The 23,076-nt window shown below is 72.5% G+C and carries 20 protein-coding genes; 7 read left to right on the forward strand and 13 right to left on the reverse strand.

Annotated elements, in window-relative coordinates; genetic code table 11:
* Positions 1-164: 164 nt before the first annotated feature.
* On the forward strand, positions 165-620 hold the full coding sequence (locus tag MXD61_RS07020; RefSeq protein ID WP_248812022.1) for an LpqN/LpqT family lipoprotein: 456 nt from the start codon (positions 165-167) through the stop codon (positions 618-620).
* Positions 621-657: 37 nt separating this feature from the next.
* Here the strand turns inward: MXD61_RS07020 and MXD61_RS07025 are convergent, their stop codons facing one another.
* The 3 genes from MXD61_RS07025 to MXD61_RS07035 form a co-directional block, all read right to left on the reverse strand.
* Positions 658-1,749, reverse strand: coding sequence for a PHB depolymerase family esterase (locus MXD61_RS07025; protein WP_248812039.1), 1,092 nt, complete (start codon positions 1,747-1,749; stop codon positions 658-660).
* A gap of 27 nt (positions 1,750-1,776) precedes the next feature.
* Positions 1,777-2,121: a hypothetical protein gene (locus MXD61_RS07030; protein ID WP_248812023.1), complete on the reverse strand. Its 345-nt coding sequence runs from the start codon at positions 2,119-2,121 to the stop codon at positions 1,777-1,779.
* A gap of 73 nt (positions 2,122-2,194) precedes the next feature.
* Positions 2,195-2,341 carry a hypothetical protein gene (locus tag MXD61_RS07035; protein ID WP_248812024.1) on the reverse strand — a complete coding sequence of 49 codons (147 nt, stop codon included), beginning with the start codon at positions 2,339-2,341 and terminating at the stop codon, positions 2,195-2,197.
* Positions 2,342-2,445: 104 nt separating this feature from the next.
* Here MXD61_RS07035 and MXD61_RS07040 point away from each other — a divergent pair, with 104 nt between their 5' ends.
* Positions 2,446-3,822 carry a deoxyribodipyrimidine photo-lyase gene (locus MXD61_RS07040; RefSeq protein ID WP_248812025.1) on the forward strand — a complete coding sequence of 459 codons (1,377 nt, stop codon included), beginning with the start codon at positions 2,446-2,448 and terminating at the stop codon, positions 3,820-3,822.
* Between the two features lie 382 nt (positions 3,823-4,204).
* On the opposite strand, the gene MXD61_RS07045 is transcribed toward MXD61_RS07040, so the two are convergent.
* The 4 genes from MXD61_RS07045 to MXD61_RS07060 form a co-directional block, all read right to left on the reverse strand.
* A complete protein-coding gene (locus MXD61_RS07045) occupies positions 4,205-5,044 on the reverse strand; it encodes a L,D-transpeptidase (protein WP_248812026.1) in 840 nt (279 codons plus the stop codon).
* A gap of 2 nt (positions 5,045-5,046) precedes the next feature.
* Positions 5,047-5,859, reverse strand: a complete 813-nt coding sequence (locus MXD61_RS07050; RefSeq protein ID WP_248812027.1) for a hypothetical protein — start codon at positions 5,857-5,859, stop codon at positions 5,047-5,049.
* 368 nt (positions 5,860-6,227) lie between these two features.
* The gene (gene pdxH, locus MXD61_RS07055) at positions 6,228-7,052 is read right to left on the reverse strand and encodes a pyridoxamine 5'-phosphate oxidase (RefSeq protein ID WP_248812028.1); all 825 of its coding nucleotides are present in this window, start codon (positions 7,050-7,052) and stop codon (positions 6,228-6,230) included.
* An 83-nt stretch (positions 7,053-7,135) separates the two neighbouring features.
* Positions 7,136-7,522, reverse strand: coding sequence for a toll/interleukin-1 receptor domain-containing protein (locus tag MXD61_RS07060; protein ID WP_248812029.1), 387 nt, complete (start codon positions 7,520-7,522; stop codon positions 7,136-7,138).
* A gap of 606 nt (positions 7,523-8,128) precedes the next feature.
* On the opposite strand from MXD61_RS07060, the gene MXD61_RS07065 reads away from it, so the two are divergent.
* Together MXD61_RS07065 and serC are read left to right on the forward strand one after the other, a co-directional pair.
* Positions 8,129-9,238, forward strand: a complete 1,110-nt coding sequence (locus MXD61_RS07065) for a citrate synthase 2 (protein WP_248812030.1) — start codon at positions 8,129-8,131, stop codon at positions 9,236-9,238.
* Position 9,239: 1 nt separating this feature from the next.
* Positions 9,240-10,403, forward strand: a complete 1,164-nt coding sequence (serC, locus tag MXD61_RS07070; RefSeq protein ID WP_374628550.1) for a phosphoserine transaminase — start codon at positions 9,240-9,242, stop codon at positions 10,401-10,403.
* 124 nt (positions 10,404-10,527) lie between these two features.
* Here the strand turns inward: serC and MXD61_RS07075 are convergent, their stop codons facing one another.
* From MXD61_RS07075 to MXD61_RS07085, 3 genes are all read right to left on the reverse strand, one after another.
* Complete coding sequence (locus MXD61_RS07075) at positions 10,528-11,895, reverse strand: citrate synthase (protein ID WP_163548279.1); 1,368 nt, start codon at positions 11,893-11,895, stop codon at positions 10,528-10,530.
* Between the two features lie 268 nt (positions 11,896-12,163).
* Positions 12,164-12,970 carry a response regulator transcription factor gene (locus tag MXD61_RS07080; RefSeq protein ID WP_248812031.1) on the reverse strand — a complete coding sequence of 269 codons (807 nt, stop codon included), beginning with the start codon at positions 12,968-12,970 and terminating at the stop codon, positions 12,164-12,166.
* Positions 12,971-13,043: 73 nt separating this feature from the next.
* Positions 13,044-14,810 carry a sensor histidine kinase gene (locus MXD61_RS07085; RefSeq protein WP_248812032.1) on the reverse strand — a complete coding sequence of 589 codons (1,767 nt, stop codon included), beginning with the start codon at positions 14,808-14,810 and terminating at the stop codon, positions 13,044-13,046.
* A gap of 355 nt (positions 14,811-15,165) precedes the next feature.
* Here MXD61_RS07085 and MXD61_RS07090 point away from each other — a divergent pair, with 355 nt between their 5' ends.
* Positions 15,166-15,597, forward strand: a complete 432-nt coding sequence (locus MXD61_RS07090; RefSeq protein WP_248812033.1) for a MarR family winged helix-turn-helix transcriptional regulator — start codon at positions 15,166-15,168, stop codon at positions 15,595-15,597.
* A gap of 115 nt (positions 15,598-15,712) precedes the next feature.
* Here the strand turns inward: MXD61_RS07090 and MXD61_RS07095 are convergent, their stop codons facing one another.
* Positions 15,713-16,609, reverse strand: coding sequence for a dehydrogenase (locus MXD61_RS07095; RefSeq protein ID WP_248812034.1), 897 nt, complete (start codon positions 16,607-16,609; stop codon positions 15,713-15,715).
* A gap of 40 nt (positions 16,610-16,649) precedes the next feature.
* Positions 16,650-17,222 carry a winged helix-turn-helix domain-containing protein gene (locus MXD61_RS07100; protein WP_248812035.1) on the reverse strand — a complete coding sequence of 191 codons (573 nt, stop codon included), beginning with the start codon at positions 17,220-17,222 and terminating at the stop codon, positions 16,650-16,652.
* A 658-nt stretch (positions 17,223-17,880) separates the two neighbouring features.
* Here MXD61_RS07100 and MXD61_RS07105 point away from each other — a divergent pair.
* Positions 17,881-18,270, forward strand: a complete 390-nt coding sequence (locus tag MXD61_RS07105; RefSeq protein WP_248812036.1) for a DUF2530 domain-containing protein — start codon at positions 17,881-17,883, stop codon at positions 18,268-18,270.
* Here the strand turns inward: MXD61_RS07105 and MXD61_RS07110 are convergent.
* The gene (locus tag MXD61_RS07110; protein WP_248812037.1) at positions 18,234-21,800 is read right to left on the reverse strand and encodes a sacsin N-terminal ATP-binding-like domain-containing protein; all 3,567 of its coding nucleotides are present in this window, start codon (positions 21,798-21,800) and stop codon (positions 18,234-18,236) included. The two genes, MXD61_RS07105 and MXD61_RS07110, sit on opposite strands and share 37 nt — an antisense overlap.
* A 244-nt stretch (positions 21,801-22,044) precedes the next feature.
* On the opposite strand from MXD61_RS07110, the gene MXD61_RS07115 reads away from it, so the two are divergent.
* Complete coding sequence (locus tag MXD61_RS07115) at positions 22,045-22,935, forward strand: sterol carrier family protein (protein ID WP_248812038.1); 891 nt, start codon at positions 22,045-22,047, stop codon at positions 22,933-22,935.
* The last annotated feature ends 141 nt before the right edge of the window (positions 22,936-23,076 follow it).

Raw genomic sequence — 23,076 nt, forward strand, 5'->3', positions numbered from 1 at the left:
GGCATGGCTGTCCTCCTCCGCACCCGCGGTGCGTTCGGCCGACGGGAGGTTCCGGACTCGCCGGACACATGGCGCGGGGGCGCGGGGGGGGGGGGCCCGGGGGGGGGGGGGGGCCCCCCGCCGCCCCGGCGGGCGGCGGTGCGGCCGCGGCGGGCACCGGGCAGGTGGCGGTGCCGGCGGACTGGGTGGCCTTCACCGACACGGTGCAGAAGGTGACCTTCTCCCATCCACCGGTGTGGAAGCAGCGTCGGGACAACACCGGCATCTTCTACGGCGAACCGAGCACCACCGCAGAGTTCGGACCGGCGATGATCGGGGCCGCCCGGATCGAGGGCACCGACCAGGCGGCGGCGCTGACCCGGGTGCAGGCCGGTGAGTTCGCCGGGGTGTCCGGGCTGACCCGGGAACGATCCGGCCCGGCCACCGACTCCAACGGCCAGCCGACCCAGGAGATCGCAGGCTCCTACGACCGCGAGGGCCAGCGGGTGTCCTACCTGATGCGGACGGTGGCTGGCAACGGCGCGGTCTACGTGCTGATCGCCAGGGTGTCCACCGACGCGTCGGCCAGCCTCAACACGCTGATGGGCGCCCTGCGTACCTCGTTCGCTCCGGCCGCCTGACCCACCGCCGCGCGGCCGGCTGGCCGGGTCGGGTGGATCAGAGCCGCGGCCCGGCCCGGGCTGACCGGGCCGGGGCGAGCAGGTTCCAGATCACACCGGCCGTGGCGAACGTGCCCTCGCCGGTGCGCGGCGGCCAACCATGGCCCATCGTCGGCATCAGGTACTCCACGACCCGGGCCGACGTCGAGCACGGGGCCTCCCGCCGGATCACCGGTCCGCCCGCCCCGGAACTGGTCGCCGGCGCCGTGCCCGTCGCACCTGCCGTGCCATCTCCGCCGACGGAGACGGACAGGCCGTCCGGTATCGCGGCCTGTGAGCTGCGCAGGGGCACTCCGTACCCGTCGGTCAGGATGGTGTCACCGGGGGCGTCGGGCTGGGCGCAGCCGTCCGCGGCCCGCATCGGCGCCAGGCTCTGCTCGACCGGGGTGATGGCCGTGTTCAGCACCGGCGACCACAGCGTGCCCGCGTAGGGAACGTGCTGGTCGGCACCGCCGTGGATGACGACGAGGGTCAGTGGCGCGGCTGGCTGGCACCGGGTGACCTGCCGGCTGGCCGAGACGACCGCGATGCCGGCGATCTCGTCGCCGTGCTCGCAGGCGTACCGGTAGGCGAGCATGCCGCCGTTGGACAGACCCACCAGGCTGACCCGGCCGCGGTCGATCGGATAGTTCTCGCTGATGTGCGCGATCAGGGCCCGCAGGTAGCCGACATCGTCGATGTTGCGGGCGGAGGCGACATCACAGCAGGTGCCGGCGTTCCAGGCCTTCCCGATGCCGTCGGGATAGACGACGGCGAGTCCGGCCGCCCGGGCCAGGCCGTCAAGATCCCAGTTCGTCTTCGGGTCGGTGCCGTCGTAGTGCAGGCTGTGCAGCGCCACGATCAGGGGATACGGCTCGGGTGTGCCGGGTGGCGGCAGCGTGATCCGCAGCGGGATGCCCCGGCCGGACCGTTCGAGGGCGTCCGGCCCGGCGGTGGCCGTGGCACCGGGTGTGGGCCCGGGGACCACATCTCCGCGCCGTGATCCACTCGCGGTGTTACAGCCCGTCATCGCAAGGAGAGCTGGGACGAGCAGTGAGAGGAGCCAGACCGCGGCGATCCGGTGGCGACGAACGGCTGGCACGCTGGTTATTGTCACCCGGCAGGTGGCCCACCGACGTTACCGGTGCCGGTGATTACTCTTCGTGTTGGAACTGCTACGTGCGAGGTCGCCTTCGGGGGCGCGGACCACATTGAGCCGTGGCCGCTCGGACGGCGGTGGGCCGCGCCGACCGGCCGGACGCACCGGCGGTGCCGGGGTGCGCTCCGCCGCGGTGCGGTACCGGTCGAACGCCTCCTGCGCACGACTCTCAAGATCGTCCACCAGGGCCAGTGACTCGCGTACCCGCCGCTCACCCGCGGGCCCCGCGGCCAACAGGTCGGACAGGCAGTTGTCCACCGCGCGCCGCGCGGCCAGCCAGCCGAGAAGCAACCGGGAACGCTCCAGATCCGAGAGCTGGTCCACCGAGATGTCCCTCCGCTCGCCACTCGTGACGTTGATGGGGCCGCTGCCGCGAAGATCGGTTACGAACGGGGCGTCAGCGGATCTCCCGAACTGTGCCGGACAACCGGGTCAGGGTGATGTGGGTGGTGCGCACCGATGGCCGACCGTCGGTGGCCCGTCCGCTTCCAGAGTGCCCCACCCGCGGGCCGGGCGCGCCGTAGTTCGCCCAACGCACATCCACAGGTGCTCCTCCATCGGGTGAACCGGGTCCGAACGGTGGGTCGCGGTGCCGGTGTCGACCGGGTGTCGTCCGAGCGCGGCCCGCGCCGGCTAGCCTCGGGTCGCATGACGGTGTCGGTCTGCTGGCTTCGGCGCGACCTGCGCCTGTACGACAACCCGGCGCTGTGCGCCGCCGCCGCCGCTGGTGACGAGGTCCTGGTTCTGTTCGTGCTGGACGACCGGCTGCGGCGCCCGGCCGGCGCGGTCCGCCTCGCCTACCTCTACCGCTGCCTGCGGGAGCTCGACGAGCGCCTGTCCGCACGGCTGTGCGTACGGGTCGGTGACCCGGCGCGGGTCGTCCCGGAGGTGGCGCGGGCGGTCGATGCCACCCAGGTGCACATCGGTGCCGACCACGGCCCTTATGGGCGACGTCGGGATGCCGCCGTGCGCCAGGCACTGACGTCCGAGGGTCGGGAACTGGTCGCCACCGGCTCGCCCTACGCGGTCGCGCCGGGACGGCTGCACACCGCCGCCGGCACCCCGTTCCGGGTCTTCACCCCCTTCTACCGCGCCTGGACCGCCCACGGCTGGCGGGCACCCATCGCCGAGCCCGCCGGGGTCCGCTGGGCCACCCTGACCGGTGCGGCCATCCCGGCCGATCCTGATCTTGGCGACGTCCGGCTGCCCCCCGCCGGGGAGAGTGCCGCCCGTGCCCGCCTCGACGACTTCCTGGGCGGTCCGCTCGCCGGCTACGCCAAGCGCCGGGACATCCCGGACGGAGACACCACCTCCCGCCTCTCGCCCGCCCTGAAATACGGCTGCCTGCACCCACGTACCGTTCTCGCGGCCCTGGCCGACGTCGCCGACGGTGGCGCGGACCCCGCCGCCGGGGACGCGGAGAAGTTCCGCTCGGAGCTGGCCTGGCGGGAGTTCTACGCCGACGTTCTGGCGGCGAATCCGGATTCGGCCCGAGCGGACCTCACCGACGCGCTCGCGGCGATGTCCTACGAACCGCCGGGCCGGACGTTCGAGGCGTGGAAATGGGGTGAGACCGGCTTTCCGATCGTCGACGCCGGAATGCGCCAACTGCTCGCCGAAGGATGGCTGCCCAACCGCGTCCGCATGATCGAGGCGTCCTTCGTCTGCAAGGACCTGCACGTGCACTGGACGCACGGGGCGCGCTGGTTTCTCGAACGACTCGTCGACGGCGACCTGGCCTCCAACCATCACGGCTGGCAGTGGACCGCCGGCACCGGCACCGACGCGGCACCGTATTTCCGGGTCTTCAATCCCGTCGCCCAGGGCCGCACCTACGACCCCGACGGAACCTACGTCCGCCGCTGGATTCCGCAGCTGCGCGACGTCCCGAAGACGAAGGTGCACGAGCCGTGGACGCTGCCGGCCGGGCCACCCGCCGGCTATCCCGCGCCCATCGTCGACCACGCCGCCGAACGACGTGACGCCCTGGCCCGTTACGAAGCCGCCCGCGCCGCCCGCTCCTGACCCCGTCGAGTCGGTGGTGGCGCGACCGTCCGGGTCCGCGGCGCACGGGCCGCCACCGTCCTCCGGGCCGCCACCGTCCTCCGGGCCGCCTACGTGTCGGCAATCCGACAGATGAATTTTCTCGTCTGAAGGACCCGGACCGTGGTGATTGGCGACCCTTGTACCCGGGCAGGAGGTACGGGGGCAGGATCTCCCGCTCCAGCCCGGCGGAGAAGTGACGGGCTCCGCCGGAGGTGGTCGCGCCCGCGTGAGGTGCGGAGGGCAGCTCACGCGGGCGCGCCACGCCTCCCCCATGCCTTCCGGCGTCCAGCCTCTGGCGGCCAGGCTTCGGCCGCCGACGTTCGGCGGTGGGCGTTCGGCGGTGGGCGTTCGGCGCGCGGGATCAGACGGTGATGTCCACGGGCGTGCCGAGGGGGACCGTCTGGGCCAGGCGGGTGATGGCGTCGTTGTTCATGCGGATGCAGCCGTGGCTGACGTCCTTGCCGATCAGCCTGGGCTCGTTGGTGCCGTGGATGCCGATGACCGGCTCGTGGCCGTCGAAGGAGGTCATCGACGTCGAGAAGCCGTTGAGGCCGAAGGCGTACGGACCGTAGGCGCCCTTGGGGTTGCGGGGCTGGAGGAGTTCCATCAGGTAGAAACGTCCGCCGGGGGTCGGGGTGTCCGTGGTGCCGATCGCCACCGGTTCCTCGGCGATGGGGGCACCGTCCTTGAGCACCTTCAGCGAGTGCCGGCCGCGGGACACCACGATGCGGTACGGCGTCTCGGACGCGGTCACCTGGTCGGCCTGGACCCATCCGGTGCTTCCGTTGGGTGCGACCGGCAGCATCACCTGCCACCAGCCAGGCAGCTTCGCCTGGACCAGGAAGACCCGTTTCACCCCGTTCTGGTTGGGGCTCGCGAGTGTCGAGGACGGCTGGGTGTCGGTCGGCGCGCTGTAGAGGTCCACGCTGGCCCCGGACGCGGTCACCACCGTGCTGCGTCCCTGGCCGATGCCGGCGATGGCGGCGAGCTGGCTGCGCACCTGCGGCGAGAGGTTGGTGGGCGCGGCCTGGCCGCCGTCGTCACCACTGCCCCCACAGCCGGTCAGCCCACCGAGCCCGACCAGCAGGCTCGCGGTGAGCACGGTGGTCCGCACGACGCCGAGCCGCAGCCGCGACCCGGCGACCTCACCCGGGCCGGCGGCGTGGGCCGAGGCCGGTCGCCGGGCCAGTCCCAGCCTCATGATCATCCCGTGTAGTAGGGCTCGGCCTGGACGGCGACCGCCGCCGCCGGTGCCGCTGCCGGCAACGCCACCGGTGCCGCGATCGCGGGGATCGTGGTGGGGGTCACCCCGGCGCAGTTCGACACGCCGATCGTCGGAATGGCGACCAGCAGCTCCTTGGTCTCGGCGTCCCAGGGGGAGCCGATGACCGCGATGGCCTTGGACGGCAGCGGCACGGTCTGCTGCGGGCCGATGTCCAGGATGCCGCCGCCGAGGCTGGTGTCGAACCAGCCGAATCCGAAGCTCTTGTCCGAGGTGTTACGCAGTTGCCAGGAGGGTTCCGCCCCGGTGCAGGTGAACGTCAGCACCAGCGGGTTGATGTCGATGTCCTCGACACCGTTGATTTCCTTGTCGAACGGCACCCGGAAGGGCAGCAGGTCGAGGAATCGGTCGAGGCCCTCGTTGCCGGTGGACGGCTTACCGGTGGCCGACACCTCGATACCCGGTGACACGCTCGGCACCGGCAGGCCACTCGGCGTCGCCTCGGCACTGGCCGAAGCCGTGGCGGTGGCGCCCGGGAGGAGCCCCGCCCCGAGGGGCGTCGCGGAGGCGTCCGGGGAGGCGGTCGTCGTGGCGTCCGCACCCGGCGTGCTGGTGGGCGTGGGAGCTGGGGCGATGCCCGTGGCCGGGGTCGCCGTCGCGGTCGCCGTCGCGGTGGGCGTCGACCCCGGTTCGCCCGGGTTGGTCGGGGCGGCCGAGGCGGCCGGAGCCGCCAGCATGATCGCTGCCATGCCGAGGAAGCCGGCCGTCATGGCCCGCATTCCGGTGCTGCGCATGAATCTGTCTCCTCGACATGGACCTGCGGAAAAGCTGATCGGAGAGAAGGTAGCAACCTCCCGGCCATCCGTATACCTCCGGGTCTGGCGTAGCGCGACCGTTGGGGGAGGGAAGCACCTTTTCGCGGTTATCCCACCGTCAACGGACGATGTCCGCCGCGGTGATGTGTGCACTTCTGGATGGTCCGTGGTGGCCGGATGACCTGCCGTATTCGGACCATCCGTGGTCGTGGCACGGCCGGTCGATCCGCCGGATCGATCCGGCGGGCCGCGGCCGGTGCGACCGGGTCGGGACCGGGGCCGGGCCGGGCCGGGGCCGGGGTGCGGCCGAGCGCGGTCGGCTCGATGGTGGTGGCTGGCCGTCGATCTCAGGGTGCGAGGCGCTCCACGATCCAGCGTTCCGCGCCGCCCGCGAGGGGGTCGGTCGCAGCGGTGCCCGTGGCGTCGGCTCGGTCGGTGGTGATCCGGCGGAAGCGCAGCCGGTCGTGCAGGCGGTTGGACCGTCCCTGCCAGAACTCGACGGTTTCCGGCACGAGGCGCAGCCCGCCCCAGAACGGGGGCGTCGGCACGGGTGTGCCGGGTGGCCACCGGGCGGCGAGGTGTGCGGCTCGCTCGTCGAGGATCGTCCGGGATGTGATGGTCTCGGACTGGTGGCTTGCCCAGGCGCCTAGCTGCGATCCTCTGGGCCGTGCGGCGAAATACCGTTCGGTCTCCGCCCGGCTGACCCGTTCGATCGACCCGACGACCACGACCTGTCGTCCCATGGCATGCCATGGAAGCACCAGGGAGCCGTACGGGTTCTCCGCGCTTTCCTGGCCTTTGCGGGACGTGTAGTTCGTGTACAGCACGAGGCCCCGGTGGTCGAAGGCCTTGATGAGCACCGTGCGTGGGGGGGGGGGGGGCCCCCCCCCCCCCGGGGGGGGCCCCCCCGGGGGGGGGGGGGGGGGGGCCCCCCGCCCCGAGGCGGTGGCCAACACGGCGGCGTTGGCCTCGGTGAGCCCGCCGGGAGCGGACGTGCCGGGAGCGGACGTGTCGGTGGTGGTGGCGGCGACGGCGTCCGCGAACCACCTGGCGAACTGCTCCACCCAGGTCGGCGCGAGCTGCTCGGCCTCGAACCCGTCCGCTTCGTAGGACCGGCGTAGCACCGAGGGATCCGGTGGCGGGACGGCGTCGTGCGGTGAGGAGCTGGACATTCCTGGGATCGTGCCAGCCCGGGCCGTCCAGGCGTGGCCAGGGCGCGGCCGTGGTCGAACGGGCGTGTCCGGACTGTCGCGGTTCAGGCCAGGGCGCTCAGGATGTTCGCGACGCCGCGGTCCCAGTCGGTGGTGAGATCCGTGCAGGGACGGCCGCCGATCCGGGCCGGGACATCACTGCCGGACAACACGGCCGGCAGGAATGCGATGCCGCGCGAGTCGAGTTCGCTGGTGAGTGCCGGGAGGAATTCCTGGGCGACCCAGGGCGCGTGAATGCCAAGGGTCGAATGGCCGAGCACGAAGAAGTCCGCGGTGGCCGCGGCATCGTTGAGGAACATGGGCACGGTGTCGCCGATGCGCACCTCCCAGCGGTCGAGGTGCACCGCGTGGCCCACGGCGTTGACCGCGCGACCCAGCCGGGTGGCGCTGGCGACGTCCGCCGCCCGATGACTGATGAACACGACCGCCATGATCTCCCCGTGACTTCTGTGCCTGCGGTGTCGATATGACCACCCGGCATCCGCTCGTGGTGCACCCACCCGCCGGCCGTGCTGCCGACCATGGGTGCGGACGGCCGCCGCCGGGAGCGCGCCGCCCGCAGGGCGCCGGCGCCCACGGTCCGTGGCCCGTGGTGCCACCGGACACCCCGCGGCTCGGGTTCGTCCGATGGCGCGACCCGTTCGGCCGGCATCCCGAATGTCCGCTCTGGTGGGACATTTGTCCGCCCATCGTGCCCATGAACTGCGGATATGTCGGATGGGTGAAGATGCTGGGTTCGACCGTAGCGTGTGCTGATCCAACCTGGCGACCCATCCTCGGCTTCGCGCGGCAGGTTGATGCAAAGAAGTAGCGAAATAGCATAAATAGGCGCAATGGAAATCACGCAAAGTAAGATCAAGATCTCGTGGTGCGAGGGGAAGGTGGAGGTCCGGGGCGGCTCGGCAACGGTGCCGCCGGCCGCCCGGTCGCCGGCCGCGGCGGCCGCGCTCTGGCGCGTCCGGGTGGCGCCGGGCAGGATCGGATGGAGCGGGACCGACGGGACACACATTCGAGACAGAAGCGGAGATCCGGACTCGATGGCCGAGAAGACGAGCGATTTCAAGCCGGGTCTGGAAGGCGTCATCGCCTTCGAGACGGAGATCGCCGAGCCCGACAAGGAAGGCAGCGCGCTGCGCTACCGCGGTGTCGACATCGAGGATCTTGTCGGCAAGGTGGACTACGGCCACGTGTGGGGCCTGCTGGTGGACGGTTCCTTCGAGCCCGGCCTCCCGCCGGCCGAGCCGTTCCCAGTGCCGGTGCACTCGGGTGACATACGGGTGGACGTCCAGAGCGCACTGGCGATGCTCGCACCGTACTGGGGCTTCGGGCCGCTGATCGACATCTCCGCGGCGCAGGCCCGTGAGGACCTGGCCCGGTCGTCGGTCGTGGCGCTGTCGTTCGTCGCGCAGTCCGCCCGCGGGCTCGGGCAGCCGGCCGTGCCGCAGCGGGAGGTCGACCGCGCGCGGACCATAACGGAACGGTTCATGATCCGCTGGCGGGGCGAGCCGAACCCGAAGCACGTCCAGGCGATCGACGCCTACTGGGTGTCCGCCGCGGAGCACGGCATGAACGCGTCCACCTTCACCGCCCGCGTCGTCGCCTCCACCGGGGCGGACGCCTCCGCCGCGCTGTCGGCCGCGGTCGGCGCGCTGTCCGGTCCGCTGCACGGCGGTGCGCCGTCCCGGGTCCTCGCGATGCTGGACGAGGTCGAGCGCACCGGCGACCCGCTGGGCTACGTCCGTCGCGCCCTGGACCGCAGGGAGCGGCTGATGGGCTTCGGTCACCGGGTCTACCGCGCGGAGGACCCGCGTGCCCGCGTGCTGCGCCGCACCGCCCGTGACCTCGGCTCCACCCGCTACGAGGTGGCCGAGGCGCTGGAGGCCGCCGCGATCGAGGAGCTGACCAACCGTTTCCCCGACCGTCCGCTGCGCACGAACGTGGAGTTCTGGTCGGCCGTCGTGCTCGACTTCGCCGAGGTCCCCGCGCACATGTTCACCTCCATGTTCACCTGCGCCCGCACCGCCGGCTGGAGCGCGCACATCCTCGAGCAGCAGCGCACCGGCCGCCTCATCCGCCCGTCGGCGCGCTACGTCGGCCCGGCGCCGCGCCCGCTCGGTGACGTCCACCCGGCCGCCAACCGTGGCTGACCTGCTACCCCCGGCGTCCGCCCCTGCCGCCAGCACCGCCCCTGCCGCCGCCACCAGCATCACGCTGCCGGCGCGGCTGCTGCCGGCGGACGGACGGTTCGGGTGTGGGCCGTCGAAGATCCGCCCGGAGGCGGTGGCGGCGCTGGCGGCCAGCGGCTCGACCTATCTGGGCACCTCGCACCGCCAGCGGCCGGTGCGCGGCCTGGTCGCCCGGGTACGGGCCGGCCTCGCCGACCTGTTCACGCTGCCGGAGGGCTACGAGGTCGTCCTCGGCGTGGGCGGCGCCACCGCCTTCTGGGACGCGGCCGCCTTCAACCTGGTCCGCACCCGCTCGCAGCATCTGGTGTTCGGTGAGTTCGGCGGCAAGTTCGCGGAGACGACCGAGGGCGCGCCGTTCCTGGCCGACCCGTCCGTCGTGTCCTCGGCGCCCGGCACCTTCTGCGACTGGGCACCCGCGGCCGGCATCGACGTCTACGCCACCCCGCACAACGAGACCTCCACCGGTGTCGCTCGCCCGGTGCGTCGCCCGAGCGGAACCGACGCGGGTGCGCTGCACCTGGTCGACGCGACCTCCGGGGCCGGCGGTCTGCCGGTCGACGCCAGCGAGGCCGACGTCTACTACTTCGCCCCGCAGAAGTCCTTCGCCTGCGACGGCGGCCTGTGGACGGCCCTGTTCTCCCCGGCCGCACTCGAGCGCCTCGCCGAGATCGCCGCGACCGACCGCTGGATCCCGCCGTTTCTCGACCTGAGCACGGCCCGCGACAACAGCGCCAAGGACCAGACCTACAACACCCCCGCGGTGGCCACGCTGTTCCTGTTCGCCGACCAGATCGAGTGGATGCTCGCCCAGGGCGGCCTCGACTGGTGCGTGCGGCGCACCGCCGAGTCCTCGTCGATCCTCTACACCTGGGCCGACCGGACCCCCTACACCGCGCCGTTCGTCGCCGACCCCGCGCACCGCTCCCAGGTCGTCGTCACCGTCGACTTCGACGGGGTGGACGCCGCCGCCGTCGCCGCGGTGCTGCGCGCCAACGGCATCGTGGACGTCGAGCCCTACCGCAAACTGGGCCGCAACCAGCTGCGCGTCGCCTGCTTCCCCGCCGTCGACCCCGCCGACATCGAACTGCTCACCGCCGCCATCGACCACATCGTCGAACGCCTGTAGGTCAGGTCACCTCCTCTGGAGAGGGAGAGACGGCGAAGCGTGGTCGCTGGGCACGGTGGACAGCCGGGCTGAGCGACCACGCTTCGAGGGTTGCCTCGGAAGGCGACAGGGCGGATGGGGAGAACTAGCGCAGGGGGCGCTCCGGGGCTGCCTGGGCGGCCTGGGCCGCGATGGGGTCGATGTTGGAGTCCTCGACCGACTTGCGCTCGTCCATCGGGGTGTAGGGACGCTGGTCGTAGCCGACGTAGAGCTGGCGCGGGCGGGCGATCTTCTGCTCGGGGTCGAGCAGGCCCTCCTCCCACTGGGCGAGCCAGCCGGGCATCCGTCCGATGGCGAACAGCACCGGGAACATCTCCACGGGGAAGCCCATGGCCTGGTAGATGATGCCGGTGTAGAAGTCGACGTTCGGGTAGAGCTTGCGGGAGACGAAGTACTCGTCCGACAGCGCGATCCGCTCGAGCTCCATGGCGAGGTCCAGCAGCGGGTTCGTGCCGGTGACCTTGAAGACCTCGTCGGCGACCTGGCGGATCACCCGGGCACGCGGGTCGTAGTTCTTGTAGACCCGGTGACCGAAGCCCATGAGCTTCTTCTTGCCGTCCTTCACCTGGGCGATGAAGGCGGGGATGTTCTCCACCGAGCCGATCTCGGCGAGCATCCGCAGGACCTGCTCGTTCGCCCCGCCGTGCAGCGGGCCGTAGAGCGCCGAGATGGCGGCCGCCGCCGCGGAGAACGGGTCGGCCTGGGAGCTGCCGACGGCGCGCATCGCGTTCGCCGAACAGTTCTGCTCGTGGTCGGCGTGCAGGATGAACAGCACGTCGAGGGCGTGCTCGAGGTTCGGGTCCGGCTCGTAGCGGGGCTCGGTGGCCTTCCACATCATGTTGAGGAAGTTGCCGGCGTAGGACAGGTCGTTGTCCGGGTAGGCGTACGGGAAACCGACCGAGTGCCGGTAGGAGTACGCCGCCAGCGTCGTGATCTTGGCGATCAGACGGACGATCTGCAGTCGACGCAGGCCCGGGTCGTCAATCCGCTTGGCGTCCGGGTAGAAGGTCGACAGCGCCCCGACCGTGGAGACGAGCATGCCCATGGGGTGGGCGTCATGGTGGAAGCCGTCGGTGAACTTCTTGATCGACTCATGCACCAGGGTGTGGTGCGTGATCTCGTCTTCCCAGGTCGACAGCTCGTCGGCCGAGGGCAGCTCGCCGGCCAACAGCAGGTACGCGACCTCGAGGAAGCTGCTCTTCTCAGCAAGCTCCTGGATCGGGTAGCCGCGGTACCGCAGAATGCCGGCGTCGCCGTCGATGAAGGTGATGGCGCTACGGCAGCTCGCCGTGTTGGTGAACGCCGGGTCGTATGCCATCAACCCGAAGTCGTCGTCGCTCGTCTTGATCGAGCGGAACGCACTCGCGCGTACCGTACCGTCCGTGACCGGAATCTCGTAGATCTTACCGGTGCGGTTGTCGGTGACGGTCAGGGTGCTGACCTGCTCGGACACGCCGGGCTCCTCTCGCGGTGGCGATGCCGTGTTGTACGGCCCTGGCCCCAGCCGGGGCGCGCATCCGGGTACGGAGCGCTCACGCCGGTTCGCTGGCTCACATGGTTGTTCCAAGTCTGGCCGCTGACGCCGGCACATGCGCGAGATCGGTGAGCCTCATCCCACGTGTGCTGCACCACCTCGGTCGCGGCGGCACGTGTCACGCCGTCTGCGATGCGGCGGGACACGAAGTGTGACAGATCGACGACGTTCGGACGCCGTCCGTTACCTACCCGATGGGGGAGGCGGCATCCGTCCTTTCGGCGGCCAGATGCGCTCCATCCCGACCGCCGGGGCCGAAACCACCGGATCCGGCGCCGCCCTGCCCGCCCGAACCGCCCGGACCGCCGAATCCACCGGAGCCGGAGCCGGGGCCGGAGCCGCTTGCTCCGGCGGCGCGTAGCCAGGCCAGGACGGCCAGCACCCGGCGGTTGTCGTCGGAGGAGGCGGGCATGCCGAGTTTCGTGAAGACGCCGGCGATGTGGTTCTCGACGGTCTTGGGGGCCAGGTGCAGCCGGGCGCCGATGCCCTGGTTGGACCGTCCCTCGGCCATATGGGCGAGGACCGTGCGCTCCCGGGGGGTGAGACGGGCGAGTTCGTCGGCATGCCGGCGGTGCGCGAGCAGGCCGGCGACGATCTCCTCGTCGAGGACGAGACGCCCCCCGGCGACCCGGCGCAGCGCGTCCAGCAGGGCGCCGACGTCGTCCACCCGGTCCTTGAGGAGGTAGCCCAGGCCGCCGGAGGAGTCACCGAGCAGCCGCAACGCGTACGGAACCTCGGCGTAGGTGGACAGCACCAGCACGGCGATGCCACGGTGGCGGGCCCGGATGCGCTCCGCGGCGACCAGACCCTCGTCGGTGTAGGTCGGCGGCATCCGGATGTCCACGATGACCACGTCGGGCTGGCTGCGGGCAAGCCCGTCGATCAGTTCGTCCGCGGTGGCCGCCTGGGTGGCCACGTCGACCCCCGAGGTGGTCAGCAGGATCGCCAGACCCTCCCGGAACAGTGTCGAGTCGTCCGCGATCGCTACCCGCACGCTTTTCTCCCCCTGTTGGTGCCGGACGAACTGTGGTTTCCGGACCGGGCGCCTCCGGGCACCCGTGAGACGTTCAGCATGGGATGTTCGCCGTCAGCCGAGTGCCACCACCGGACGGACTGGCGATCACCAGCGCACCACCGAGGGCCCGGACCCGGTCCGCGAGGCCGGCCAGGCCGCCGTTGTCCACCTCGACGGCGCCACCCTTGCCGTCGTCGGCGACGTCGATCTGGACCTCCGCGCCGAGGTTACGTACCGTAACCATTGCCCGGGTCGCCCCCGCGTGCTTGACGGTGTTCGTGAGCGCCTCACAGATCGTGTAGTAGGCGCCCGTCTCCAGGACGGCGTCGAAGCGGTCCGCGGTGACGTCCAGTTCGACCTCCACGGGCAGGGCGGCCGTGACGACCTCCAGGGCCGGTCGCAGCCCACCCTGGCTGAGCACGGCGGGATGGATGCCCCGGGCCAGGCTGCGCAGATCGGCCAGGGCGTATCGCAGGTCCTCGCGGGCGGCTTCGATAGCGGAGATCGTATCGGGATCGGTCGCCTTCGTCCGGGCGAGTCCGAGCCTGGTGGCCAGGGCCAGCAGGCGTTGCTGGGCACCGTCATGCAGGTCCCGCTCCAGCCGTTTGCGCTCGTGCAGGCTGGCCTCCACCAGCCGGGCCCGGGAGGCATGGACGGCCTTGAGCTGGGCGGCGACGATCGTGTGCAGTCGGGCGTTCTCCAGCGCCAGCGCGCTGGCCTGCACGGCCGCGGTGACCAGGTCACTGTTGCGGCGCATGGCGGGCGCGGCCGTGATCACCGCGAGTGGTGCGCCCGCCGACGTCCAGACCTTCATGATCAGATCGGCCGCGTCGGCGGGGGGCGGCGTGCGGGTCAGACCGTCCGCGTCGGAGTGCTGTTTCTGCTCGGGCATCCAGACCAGGATGTCGGCCGAGTCGTCGTGCAGGGCGGTGCGCAGTGCCGTGCGGACCGCCCGGACGGTCGGTGGGCTGGGCAGCGTCGCGAGCAGTTGGGCGATCCGGGCACGGACGAACACCCGGCGCAGCACCGCGGTCGCGAACGCCACCGGGATCGTCAGCAGGAGGAGTGACACGGCGGTGAACTCGGGTCCGATGGTCGCGCTGTTCGGGCTGTTCGCGACGATGTTGACGGCGGCCGCCAGCAGGAAGGCGACCAGGACCGCGAGCGCCACCGGTTGGAAGATCCGCCGGTCGAGCTCCGAGTACTGGCGCAGCCGATCCCGGACGACCAGCAGGAACAGGCCCGCGAGCAGCAGTGTCAGCCCGTCCAGAACCCCGACGATGACGTTGTGGGTGCCGTGGTCGATCGGCGATCCGTACCACCACAGATCCGCGCCGGGTGGGTAGCCGAACCACTGGGGTCGGGAGATGCCGATGAGCACGAGGTTCGCCACCGGCACGACCAGCACGGCGGCGGCCAGCAGCGCGCGTTCGCGGTTGTCGCGCAGCCGCCCGGTCGGATAGCGCAGCACACCCCAGCCGACGCAGATCCAGAAATGGGAGTAGGCGAACGACGACACCAACGCCGAGGGTCCGTCCACCCAGGCCGCCGTCCAGGACAGTGCCCACAGCGCACCGCCGAGCGCGAGCGCACCGGTCACGCTGCCCAGTGACTCCTCGCCGTTGAGCATGATGGCGGTGAGGATGAAGGCGAGGGTGACGGCGACGTTGGCGGTGGCGGCGAACGGGCTGTCCTGGAAGGCCGGCCATTCACAGGCGACGGCGAACGCCGTTGTGCCGGATCCGCCGAAGGCCAGACACCACGGCCGGTGTTTGGCGGCGCAGGCGGCCAGGCGGCTGGGCAGGCGGGGATGGGGCACGTCAACCAACGTTATGTAGCCGGGATATCACTGGGCAAGGGTCGCACACCGATTGCCGCGGACAGGCGGATGACCCTGTCTCCTTTCGCGGGAAAACCCCTCGCGGGAAAACCCCCGGTGAACAAGAGTGGCTGCCCCGAAGCGGCTGGCCGCCGCCCGGGTGGAACCTTGGCAGGGGATCGGCACCGACGGTGATCGCACTCGTTCGACGCGTGCCGGTCCCCTCGGGGCTGGCCGCCGCCGGGGGGCGGCCAGCCCCGGCCCGGAAACTCCGCTCCGGATGGGCCCGCACCGATCGCGGCCCATCTTCGGGGGTGGCCGCGGGTGAACATCCAAGGCCGAGTACCGTCGGACAATGGAGACCGGGACGGCGCGTGACGCCGAACTCGCGTCGGCGCTGCGGCTGTCGGTGATGAGGCTGTCCCGACGGATGCGCCAGGAGCGATCCAGTCGGCTCACCCCCACCCAGACGTCCGCTCTCGCGTCGCTGGAACGGCACGGGCCGATGACACTGGGAGAGATCGCGGCGCACGAGCGAGTGCAGCCGCCGTCGATGACCCGGGTGATCGCGCATCTGGCCATCGAGGGCTTCGTCGAACGCCGTCCACATCCCACCGATGGCCGGCAGGTGATCGTCGAGGTCACCGAACGCGGCCGGGATCTGCTCGCCGACGACCGGCGCCGCCGGGACGAGTGGCTCACGGCCCGCCTGGGCCAGCTCTCCAGCGAGGATCTGGCCGCGCTGAACCAGGCCGCGTCCATCCTCGACGCCATCGCCAGCATCTGAGTCCGAGGCGCACCGCGCCGCCACGTCCGGCGGCCCACCGCACCGGCCGGCACGGGCCCGCCGTCCGCCCACCATCGGCGCCATCGGCGCTACCGGCCGGGTGGGCGGGCTGGGTTCACAGCTCGACCCAGCCGCCGCGCTGATGTGAGGTGCTGGCCGCGGCGAGCAGCCGGTTCGCGGCCAGCAGGTCGTGGAAGGTGGCCCCGCGCACGAGCCGTGGGTCCTCGAGCTCGGTGGCCCGCACGACATCGCAGGTCGCCTCCCGCAGACCGGGCCGGTGCGTGGTCGCCGCCGGCAGGACCAGCTCCTGGACACCGCGCTCGTCCTGGTGGCGCACCTGACGGCCCTGCACGACCAGCCGGCCCCGCTGCCCGCACACCGTGATGGTGGCGGTGTCGAGAGCTCCGTTCATCCGCTCGTTGACCAGGACGGTGGCGCCGCTGGCGGTGAGCAGGGCCAGGGTCACCGGCGCGTCGGGAGCCAACGCGCTGGCCGGCATCGCCGTGCGGTCGGCACAGACCGCGAGGATCTCGCCGCACCACCGGGTCGCGAGATCCACCATCTCGACCCGCCCGCCCGGCCCGGTCGGCGCGCCGACGACGGTCACCTGGGTCAACCGCCCGAGCGAGGCCACCGTGGCGGCGACGTGCGTCGCGGTCGGCCAGGCCCGTCCGTCCAGGGCGACGACATGGGCGAGGTCGGCCTCCTCGGCGAGGTCTGCGACGGCCCGCAGCACCTCGTCCGCGGGGCTGGCCGGCCCGGCGAGCAGCACGTGCAGGCCGGCCTCGGCCGCCCAGGCCAGGGACTCCAGCGGTTCCGGCGCGAGCAGCCCGACCACGTCGACACCCGCGTCCCGCAGCACACCCGTGGTGGTGCTCTGCGATCCGTCGGTGACCAGCGCCATGGCCAGCGGGAGGTCCGGCTGGCCGCGGCGGGCCGTGCGCCGCGACTCCCGCCAGCCCACGGCGAGGGCCGGGTCGCGCGGTGGTATCAGCTCCGGCAGCGTCGTCACGCTCCGATAGTGCCCGCCGAACCGCCTACGGGACCACCCACTACCCGATGGCCAGGTCGATCGGGCGGTACCGGTAGCCCACCCGGCGCACCGTCTCGATGCGGTAGCGGTGCTCCGGGCCCAGCTTGCGCCGCAGCCGCGTCACCAGGACGTCGACGGTGCGCGCGTCCGGCGCCGACTGGTCGTCCGGCCGGTGTCCCCAGACGGAGGCCAGCAGCGCCTGACGGCTGTGCGCCGTCCCGGGGTGGCGCAGGAAGAAGTCCAGGACCTCGAACTCCAGGTAGGTCAGGGACAGGACCCGACCGTCCACGGTCGCCAGCCACGCGCCGCGGTCGGTCCACACGCCCTGGCGAGGCGGCGCCGGCAGCTGCGGCACCGGTCGGATCGGCGGCACCGAGCGCAGCGCCTGCGTCGGACGCAGCGCCTGCGGAGCCCGGGCGGGCGCGACACCAGCGCCGACACCAGCGCCGACACCGCCGGCGGTGCGGGACTGGACCGCCATGCGGGACACCGGCTGGCGGTGCACTGTGGTCGTGGTGTCGGCCGGACGGGGCGGGGCGGCCGTCGTGAGACGGGGGGCGCGGTAGGGCAACGTGGTGCTCTGCGCAGGCATCGCTGGCCTTTCGGTCAGTGGCAGGTTCCGGTCACCGAATTCGGACGATCACGGGCCGGGCGGTCGTTGGGCCGGGCCGGGCTGACCCCGTTCACTCCCTGGCCCTCGTCACCCCCGTCCGTGTCCTGGCCGGCCGTGTCACCTCGGATGCCGCGACTCTCCGGGTGACAGGGCCTGGGATCGTCCGCCCGCGGCCGCGGGAGCGATCTGGAACGTCGGCGTGGGACCGGTGCGACGAGGCCGACGGTTCAGAGCGCTGCGGGGCGGGACGACCGGCACGTCAGGACGTGATCGGACGGGTGTGTGTCGGCGGGAGGTGCTCGGCGGGTGGGACGGACCAGCACGGTCGGGAGTGGCGGCCGGGCGCGTGCGGGCGTCGGCCGGAATGCACGTCGGCGGTCGACGGACGGCTCCGGGTCGCGATCGTGACGGAGCCGGAATGCGAAGGCCGGCGGCGAATCAGCCAGCCGGACAGGCGGCCGAGGCGACACGGAGCAGATCGATATAGCTCCGGGTGACCAGCATCAGCCTCTTCAACACAAGAGCAACGGAAACACACCTTGTCGATCGACGCCAGGGAGAATCGATGTGACGTAATTCACATGGTGTTCGCTGGTGGGTTGTGATCGCCGCAAAACGGTCGGGTAGCGTCGCCCACGTGAGCCTGTCCGACGGCAGCGATCCGGCCGCCAGTAACTCTTCTGCACCCATCCTGACCTCGGACGATGCCTCCTCGCCGCACACCGGTGTGCCCGGCGAGGAGGCCGGCACCGACTCGCCGGCCGGCGAGGTTCCGCTTGAACCGCTGCCCTACGACGGCGTCGCCTCGGTGGCCGTCGGCACCGTGCTGTGGGCGATCGCCTCCGTCGTCGGGCTGGTCCTTCTCGATGATCTGCGTACCGACGGTCACCTGTGGTGGCTGGCGACGGCGCTGTGCGGCTGCGGCCTGGGGCTGCTGGGGCTGTGGGTCGTCATCCGGCGTCGTAACCGGCTGCGTGCGGTGGCGTCGGGTCAGGCCTCGTCGAGGTCGTCCTCCGCCGCCCGGTAGTCCGCGCCGGCCGGGTCACGCAGCTGCGCGGCGAGGGCGTGGCGCCGGTCCCACTGGCCGCCGCGCCAGGCCAGCGCCCGGGCCAGGGCGTCCGGGCCGGCCTGCTCGTCCACGTGGATCTCGCCGCCGATCCCACCGAGCACCCGCCACGGTGCCTCGACCAGGTGGCCGGACAGGTCTGTGACGAGCAGCGGACGGTGCACCCGGTAGGGGGTCGCGTCCGGCGTCCAGGCCGGCTCACCGTCACCCTCGACAAGAGGGCCGTCGGCCTGCTCGGCGATGACCTGGGAGGCCAGCGGCACCCCGAGCACATGCGCGGCCTCGGCCGCCCGGTCCAGCGGGAGACGCAGCGCGCCCTGGCCGGCGAGCAGACCCAGCAGGTCCGGCGCGTCCACGACGACGGCCTGGTCACCGGGCAGCACACCCCACGGGGTGCGCACCGTCAGCGGAGGGTCGAACCGCTCCGGACCGGCGGTGCGTTCGGGGGCGGCCAGCATCCGCGCGACGGCGTCGACCGCGGCCATGTACAGCAGGCGGGCTGCCGGCCAGGGCACGTCCCGGTCGACGTCGCCGAGCCGGTCGAGCAGATCCATCACCGCGCCCAGATCACCGAGGACGTCCTCGAGGGTCTGACGGGCACCGAGATGACACAGGAACTCGTCATCGACGCCCGGCATCGGCCCCGCCGGCGCGAACAGCCCGCCGAGCAGCGGGTCGGCACTGGGCAGCAGCAGCTCACGGGGTGGCAGCGCGGCGCCACCGAGCACCGGCAGGACGGCATGACGGGCCAGCCACCAGCGGGTGTACGAAGGCTCCGGGGCGAACACGACCTCACGCAGCGGCGGCTGGGCGAGCTGGGCGAGCGCCTCGGGCCAGGCCGCGTCGTCGACGAGCTCGAGGTCCCGCACGGCCGCGAAGACACCGATCATCGCCGGTGCGGGCGGCCCACCGGCCGGTGCGCGACGCAGGTTGCCGGACGCGGCCAGGGCGACACCGGCCACACCATGGTCACCGTCCGCGACGTCGTCGACCCAGGTGTCGCTGTCGTCGAGGTCGAGCAGGATCTGCTCGTCGGCGTCGAGCGGCAGGTCGTAGGCGCGCAGGACACCGAACGAGTGCAGCACTCCGACCCGTTCCAGCACGTCCGTAGACCAGGCCGCGCCGACGCTCGGTGCGAGGGTGGAGAACGGCGCGTCCTGCGCCAGCACCTGGTCCAACGGCCCGTCACCGACCAACAGCTCACCGGCCGGTGCGAACTCGCCGTCGTCCACGGTGGGCAGCAGCAGGTCGGCGAGCCAGTCGAGCCCGGCCGACCCCTCCACGCCGGCGTCGCGGACCAGGGCGAGCACCGCCGCGGCCAGCGCCAGCAGATCGTCAGGATGATCGTCTGGCTCGGCATCGAGGACGGCCTCCCGCACGGCCGGGTCCCGCAGCACCCCGGTCGGTGTTCCCTCGACGGCCCCCAGCGTGCGCAGCGCGTCACGGGCCGCCGCGGCGCAGGCGTCCGGATGGACCACCCGCAGCGGCAGACCGGACCGGATGAGCGCGACGACGTCAAGATCCGCGGTGGGCAGCAGCGTCCCCCGGGGCCCGGTGACCATCCGCGTACCCAGTTCGGTGGCCGCGGCGAGCTCCTCGCCGAACGGGGACGTCCGCTTCGAGCGCCCGCCGTCGCCCTGATCGTCGGTGGGAAGCTCCGCCAGCGGGACCGGCAGGGCTCCCAGCGCGTCCCGGTCGGGCGCGGCGACCAGCAGCGGATACAGCCGTCCCCACCACTGCGCCGGCCGCGACAGACCGGTGAGCAGCTCGACGAGGGCGGCACTGGTGACCCGGCGCACGCCCAGCAGGTCCAGCGCCGTCCGCCACCGCCGGGACGCGTAGACCGCCGGCAACAGCCCAGGTACCGCGAGGCCCGAACCGTCCGGGTCAGAGCCGTCCGGGTCCGCGCCATCGGCGGGTTCGGTGAGCAGGGCGGTGACCGCCTCGGTGGCGGGGCCCAGGTCGCCCACCTGGCAGTCCCGGCCGAGCCGGGCGCCGGGGAACAGGGCCGCGTCCGGCAGCAGCCGCAGCAGGGCCTCCCGCAGCCGGCCGTCCACCTCGCCCTGCGGCAGACCGGTGGGGACGAGGGCCAGCGCGGCCAGCGGATCAGGCGCGGGGAAGGCGTCCTCGGTCACGGCCGTGCCCGCGGTGCCGGTGGTGCTGGTGGTGTCGGTGGTGTCGGTGGTGCCGAGGTGGATGGCCAGCGCGACCGTGGCGGCGGCGAGTTCGTCGGTCAGACGGTCGCGCAGCGGCCCGGCGATCGTGTGCCGGCGGGACGGGTCGAGTGGCAGTTCGACGCTGGCCAGCACCGGCAGGGACAGCGCCTCGTCGGTGGGCTGCGGCGCGCGCAGCACCCGCGGCACCCCGGTCGGCCAGCCGTGATCAGGCACCATGACCCGGGCGGTGAACCCGGTCCGGCCACGCTCCTCGATCGGCCGATCGGCGAGCAGACGCGCCGGTATGGTTCCCCGCCGCACGATCCCTCGCCAGCGTTCACCGTTGAGATCGGCGATCTCGACCTGCTCGGTTCCCAGCTCGGGGGCTGCCTCGGCGTCCTGGCCGCGCCGGGCGGTGGGACCGCCGCGCAGCCAGCGACAGCCGAGTGTCCGCACGTCACCGTCGATGTCGATAATGATCTCGCTGGGACCGCCGAGCACCAGCGGCAGCGTCGGGTCGAGTCCGAGCAGCAGGTCACGCGCGAGGGCGGCGGCCGCGTCATCACGCAACGGCAGGCGCACGACGGTGTCGTAACCGTCCGCCGGCGGTGCGGCGGTGATCGCGAAGGGGAGCCGCAGGATCGGCACGGCGCCCTCGCGGCGCGCCAACTCCGCCGCGAGCCCGACACCGACACCGCCCGCTCCGGTGCCGCCGTCCAATCCGGCTCCGCTATTCGTAGCGTCGCCATTTGTTTTGTCGCCGGACGATACGTTGCCGCGCGTCGCCACTTCCTCGATCACGCGCGCCTTCGACCAGGCGACCCCGGCCGCGGTCGGCCACGGAGCAGTCCCGGTCGGGTCCGGCCCGGCGTCGCCACGGGAGACGATCGACGGCTCGTCCGTGACGGCGAGGACGGCCGCGAAGCCGGCCCCGAACCGTCCGATCGCCACGGACGGCGCGTCCCGCTTGGTGGAGGCGCGCAACGTGGACAGCGCCTCGACGCCAGCCGCGGACAACGCGATCCCGGTGTTGGCGACCTCCAGCAACCCGCCTGGCCCAGCCCCGGGGACGGCGCTTGGACCCGCCCCGGCCCGGGCGGTCGTCAGCCGCAGGTGGACCCGCGCCGGCACGCCGGCCTCGGTGGCCGCGTCCAGGGCGTTCTGGAGGAGCTCGACGACGAGCCGGTCGCGGTAGGCGCCGAGGGCGGCGTCCTCCTCGGCGTTGGCGTCCTCGCGGAACCGGGCTGGCGAGGCCGCCCAGGCGTCCAGCACCCGGCGTCGGATCGCATCGGTGTCGTACCTGTCGGTGGTGGCGCCTGTGGCGGTCGGTGACACGTCCCCATCCTCGTCTCTGTCGCCCCCGGGCCGCGTCGCCGGGCCGGCGGGCAGACTGTGGTGCGCGACCCACGGGTGGTTCGCGGCCCGCCATGGACGTCCGGCGTCGCCGTGTTGGGCCGGGTCGACGACGGATCGGGTCGGTGCTCGACGCGCCTGGTGATCAGACGCGTCTGGTGATCAGTGGGGTGGAACGGCGATGGCGACAGGAACCAGTGCGCGTGGGGGCCGCCGGGGTGAGTTCGTGCCCACGGCCGAGCTCGTCGACGCGGTGGCGGCCCAGTGGTCGGCGCTCGCGGCGGCCGTCGACGGGCTGCCCGACGACGCGTTCGGCGCGGCGGGCGCGCTACCCGGCTGGACGGTCGGTGACCTGGTGGCGCGGGCGACCAGCTCGGTCCACGCGCTGACGGAGAGCCTGCGCACGGATGCCTCCACACCGGATGCCTCCACACCGGATGCCTCCGCGACGGACGCCTCCGCGACGAGCGCCTCCGCGACGAGCGCCTCCCCATCGACCGAGCCCGCTGGACGGCCGACGTCCGCGATCGAGTGGCTGGTCGCCCTGAGCCAGGCGGGGACATGGGCCACCGAGCCCGGCCCGGCCAGCTCGGGAAGTACAGCGGGCACCGGCGCCCCGGGTGGTGCGGGCGGCCCGGCTGGTGTGGGTGGTGCTGCTGGTGTGGGGGAGTCGACGGCCGGGGTCGAGGATCCACGGGTGGTTCGCGAGCGGTTCACGACCGCGGTGTCGGCGGCCAGAGCGGCGCTCGCCGGCCTGGCCCGACCGGACGAGTCGCTGCGGGCCGCGGCGGTCGTGGCGGTCGTGCACGGGCTGGACCTGGGGGTGGAGCCCGAACGCCCGGCGCTGCGGCTGGCGACGAGGCTGGTGGCGCGGCTGTTCGCGGCACGGGTGCCGGGGCACGCGGTGGAGCTGCGGGTCCCGCCGTTCGCCGCCGTCCAGATCGTGGCGGGACCGCGGCATACCCGCGGGACGCCGCCGAACGTGGTCGAGGCCGGCCCGGTGCCGTTCCTGCTGGTCTGCACCGGACGGCTGCGTTTCGCGGCGGCGGTCGCCGACGGCCGGATCACCGCCAGCGGGGAACGCTGCGACCTGACCCCGCACCTGCCCCTGCTGTGAGGGTGACATGTGACGGCGTTATGTGACGGGGGTAACTGGCGGCTGTCGGTCGACAAACGCGTAGCTAGTGCAGCGCCTCAGTAGTTCCTTGCCGCGAGGCATACCGATTGATCGTTACTTCTGGTAGTCGGTTAGGTGGAT

Source organism: Frankia sp. AgPm24 (genome assembly GCF_023243055.1).
Classification (GTDB): Bacteria; Actinomycetota; Actinomycetes; order Frankiales; family Frankiaceae; genus Frankia; species Frankia umida.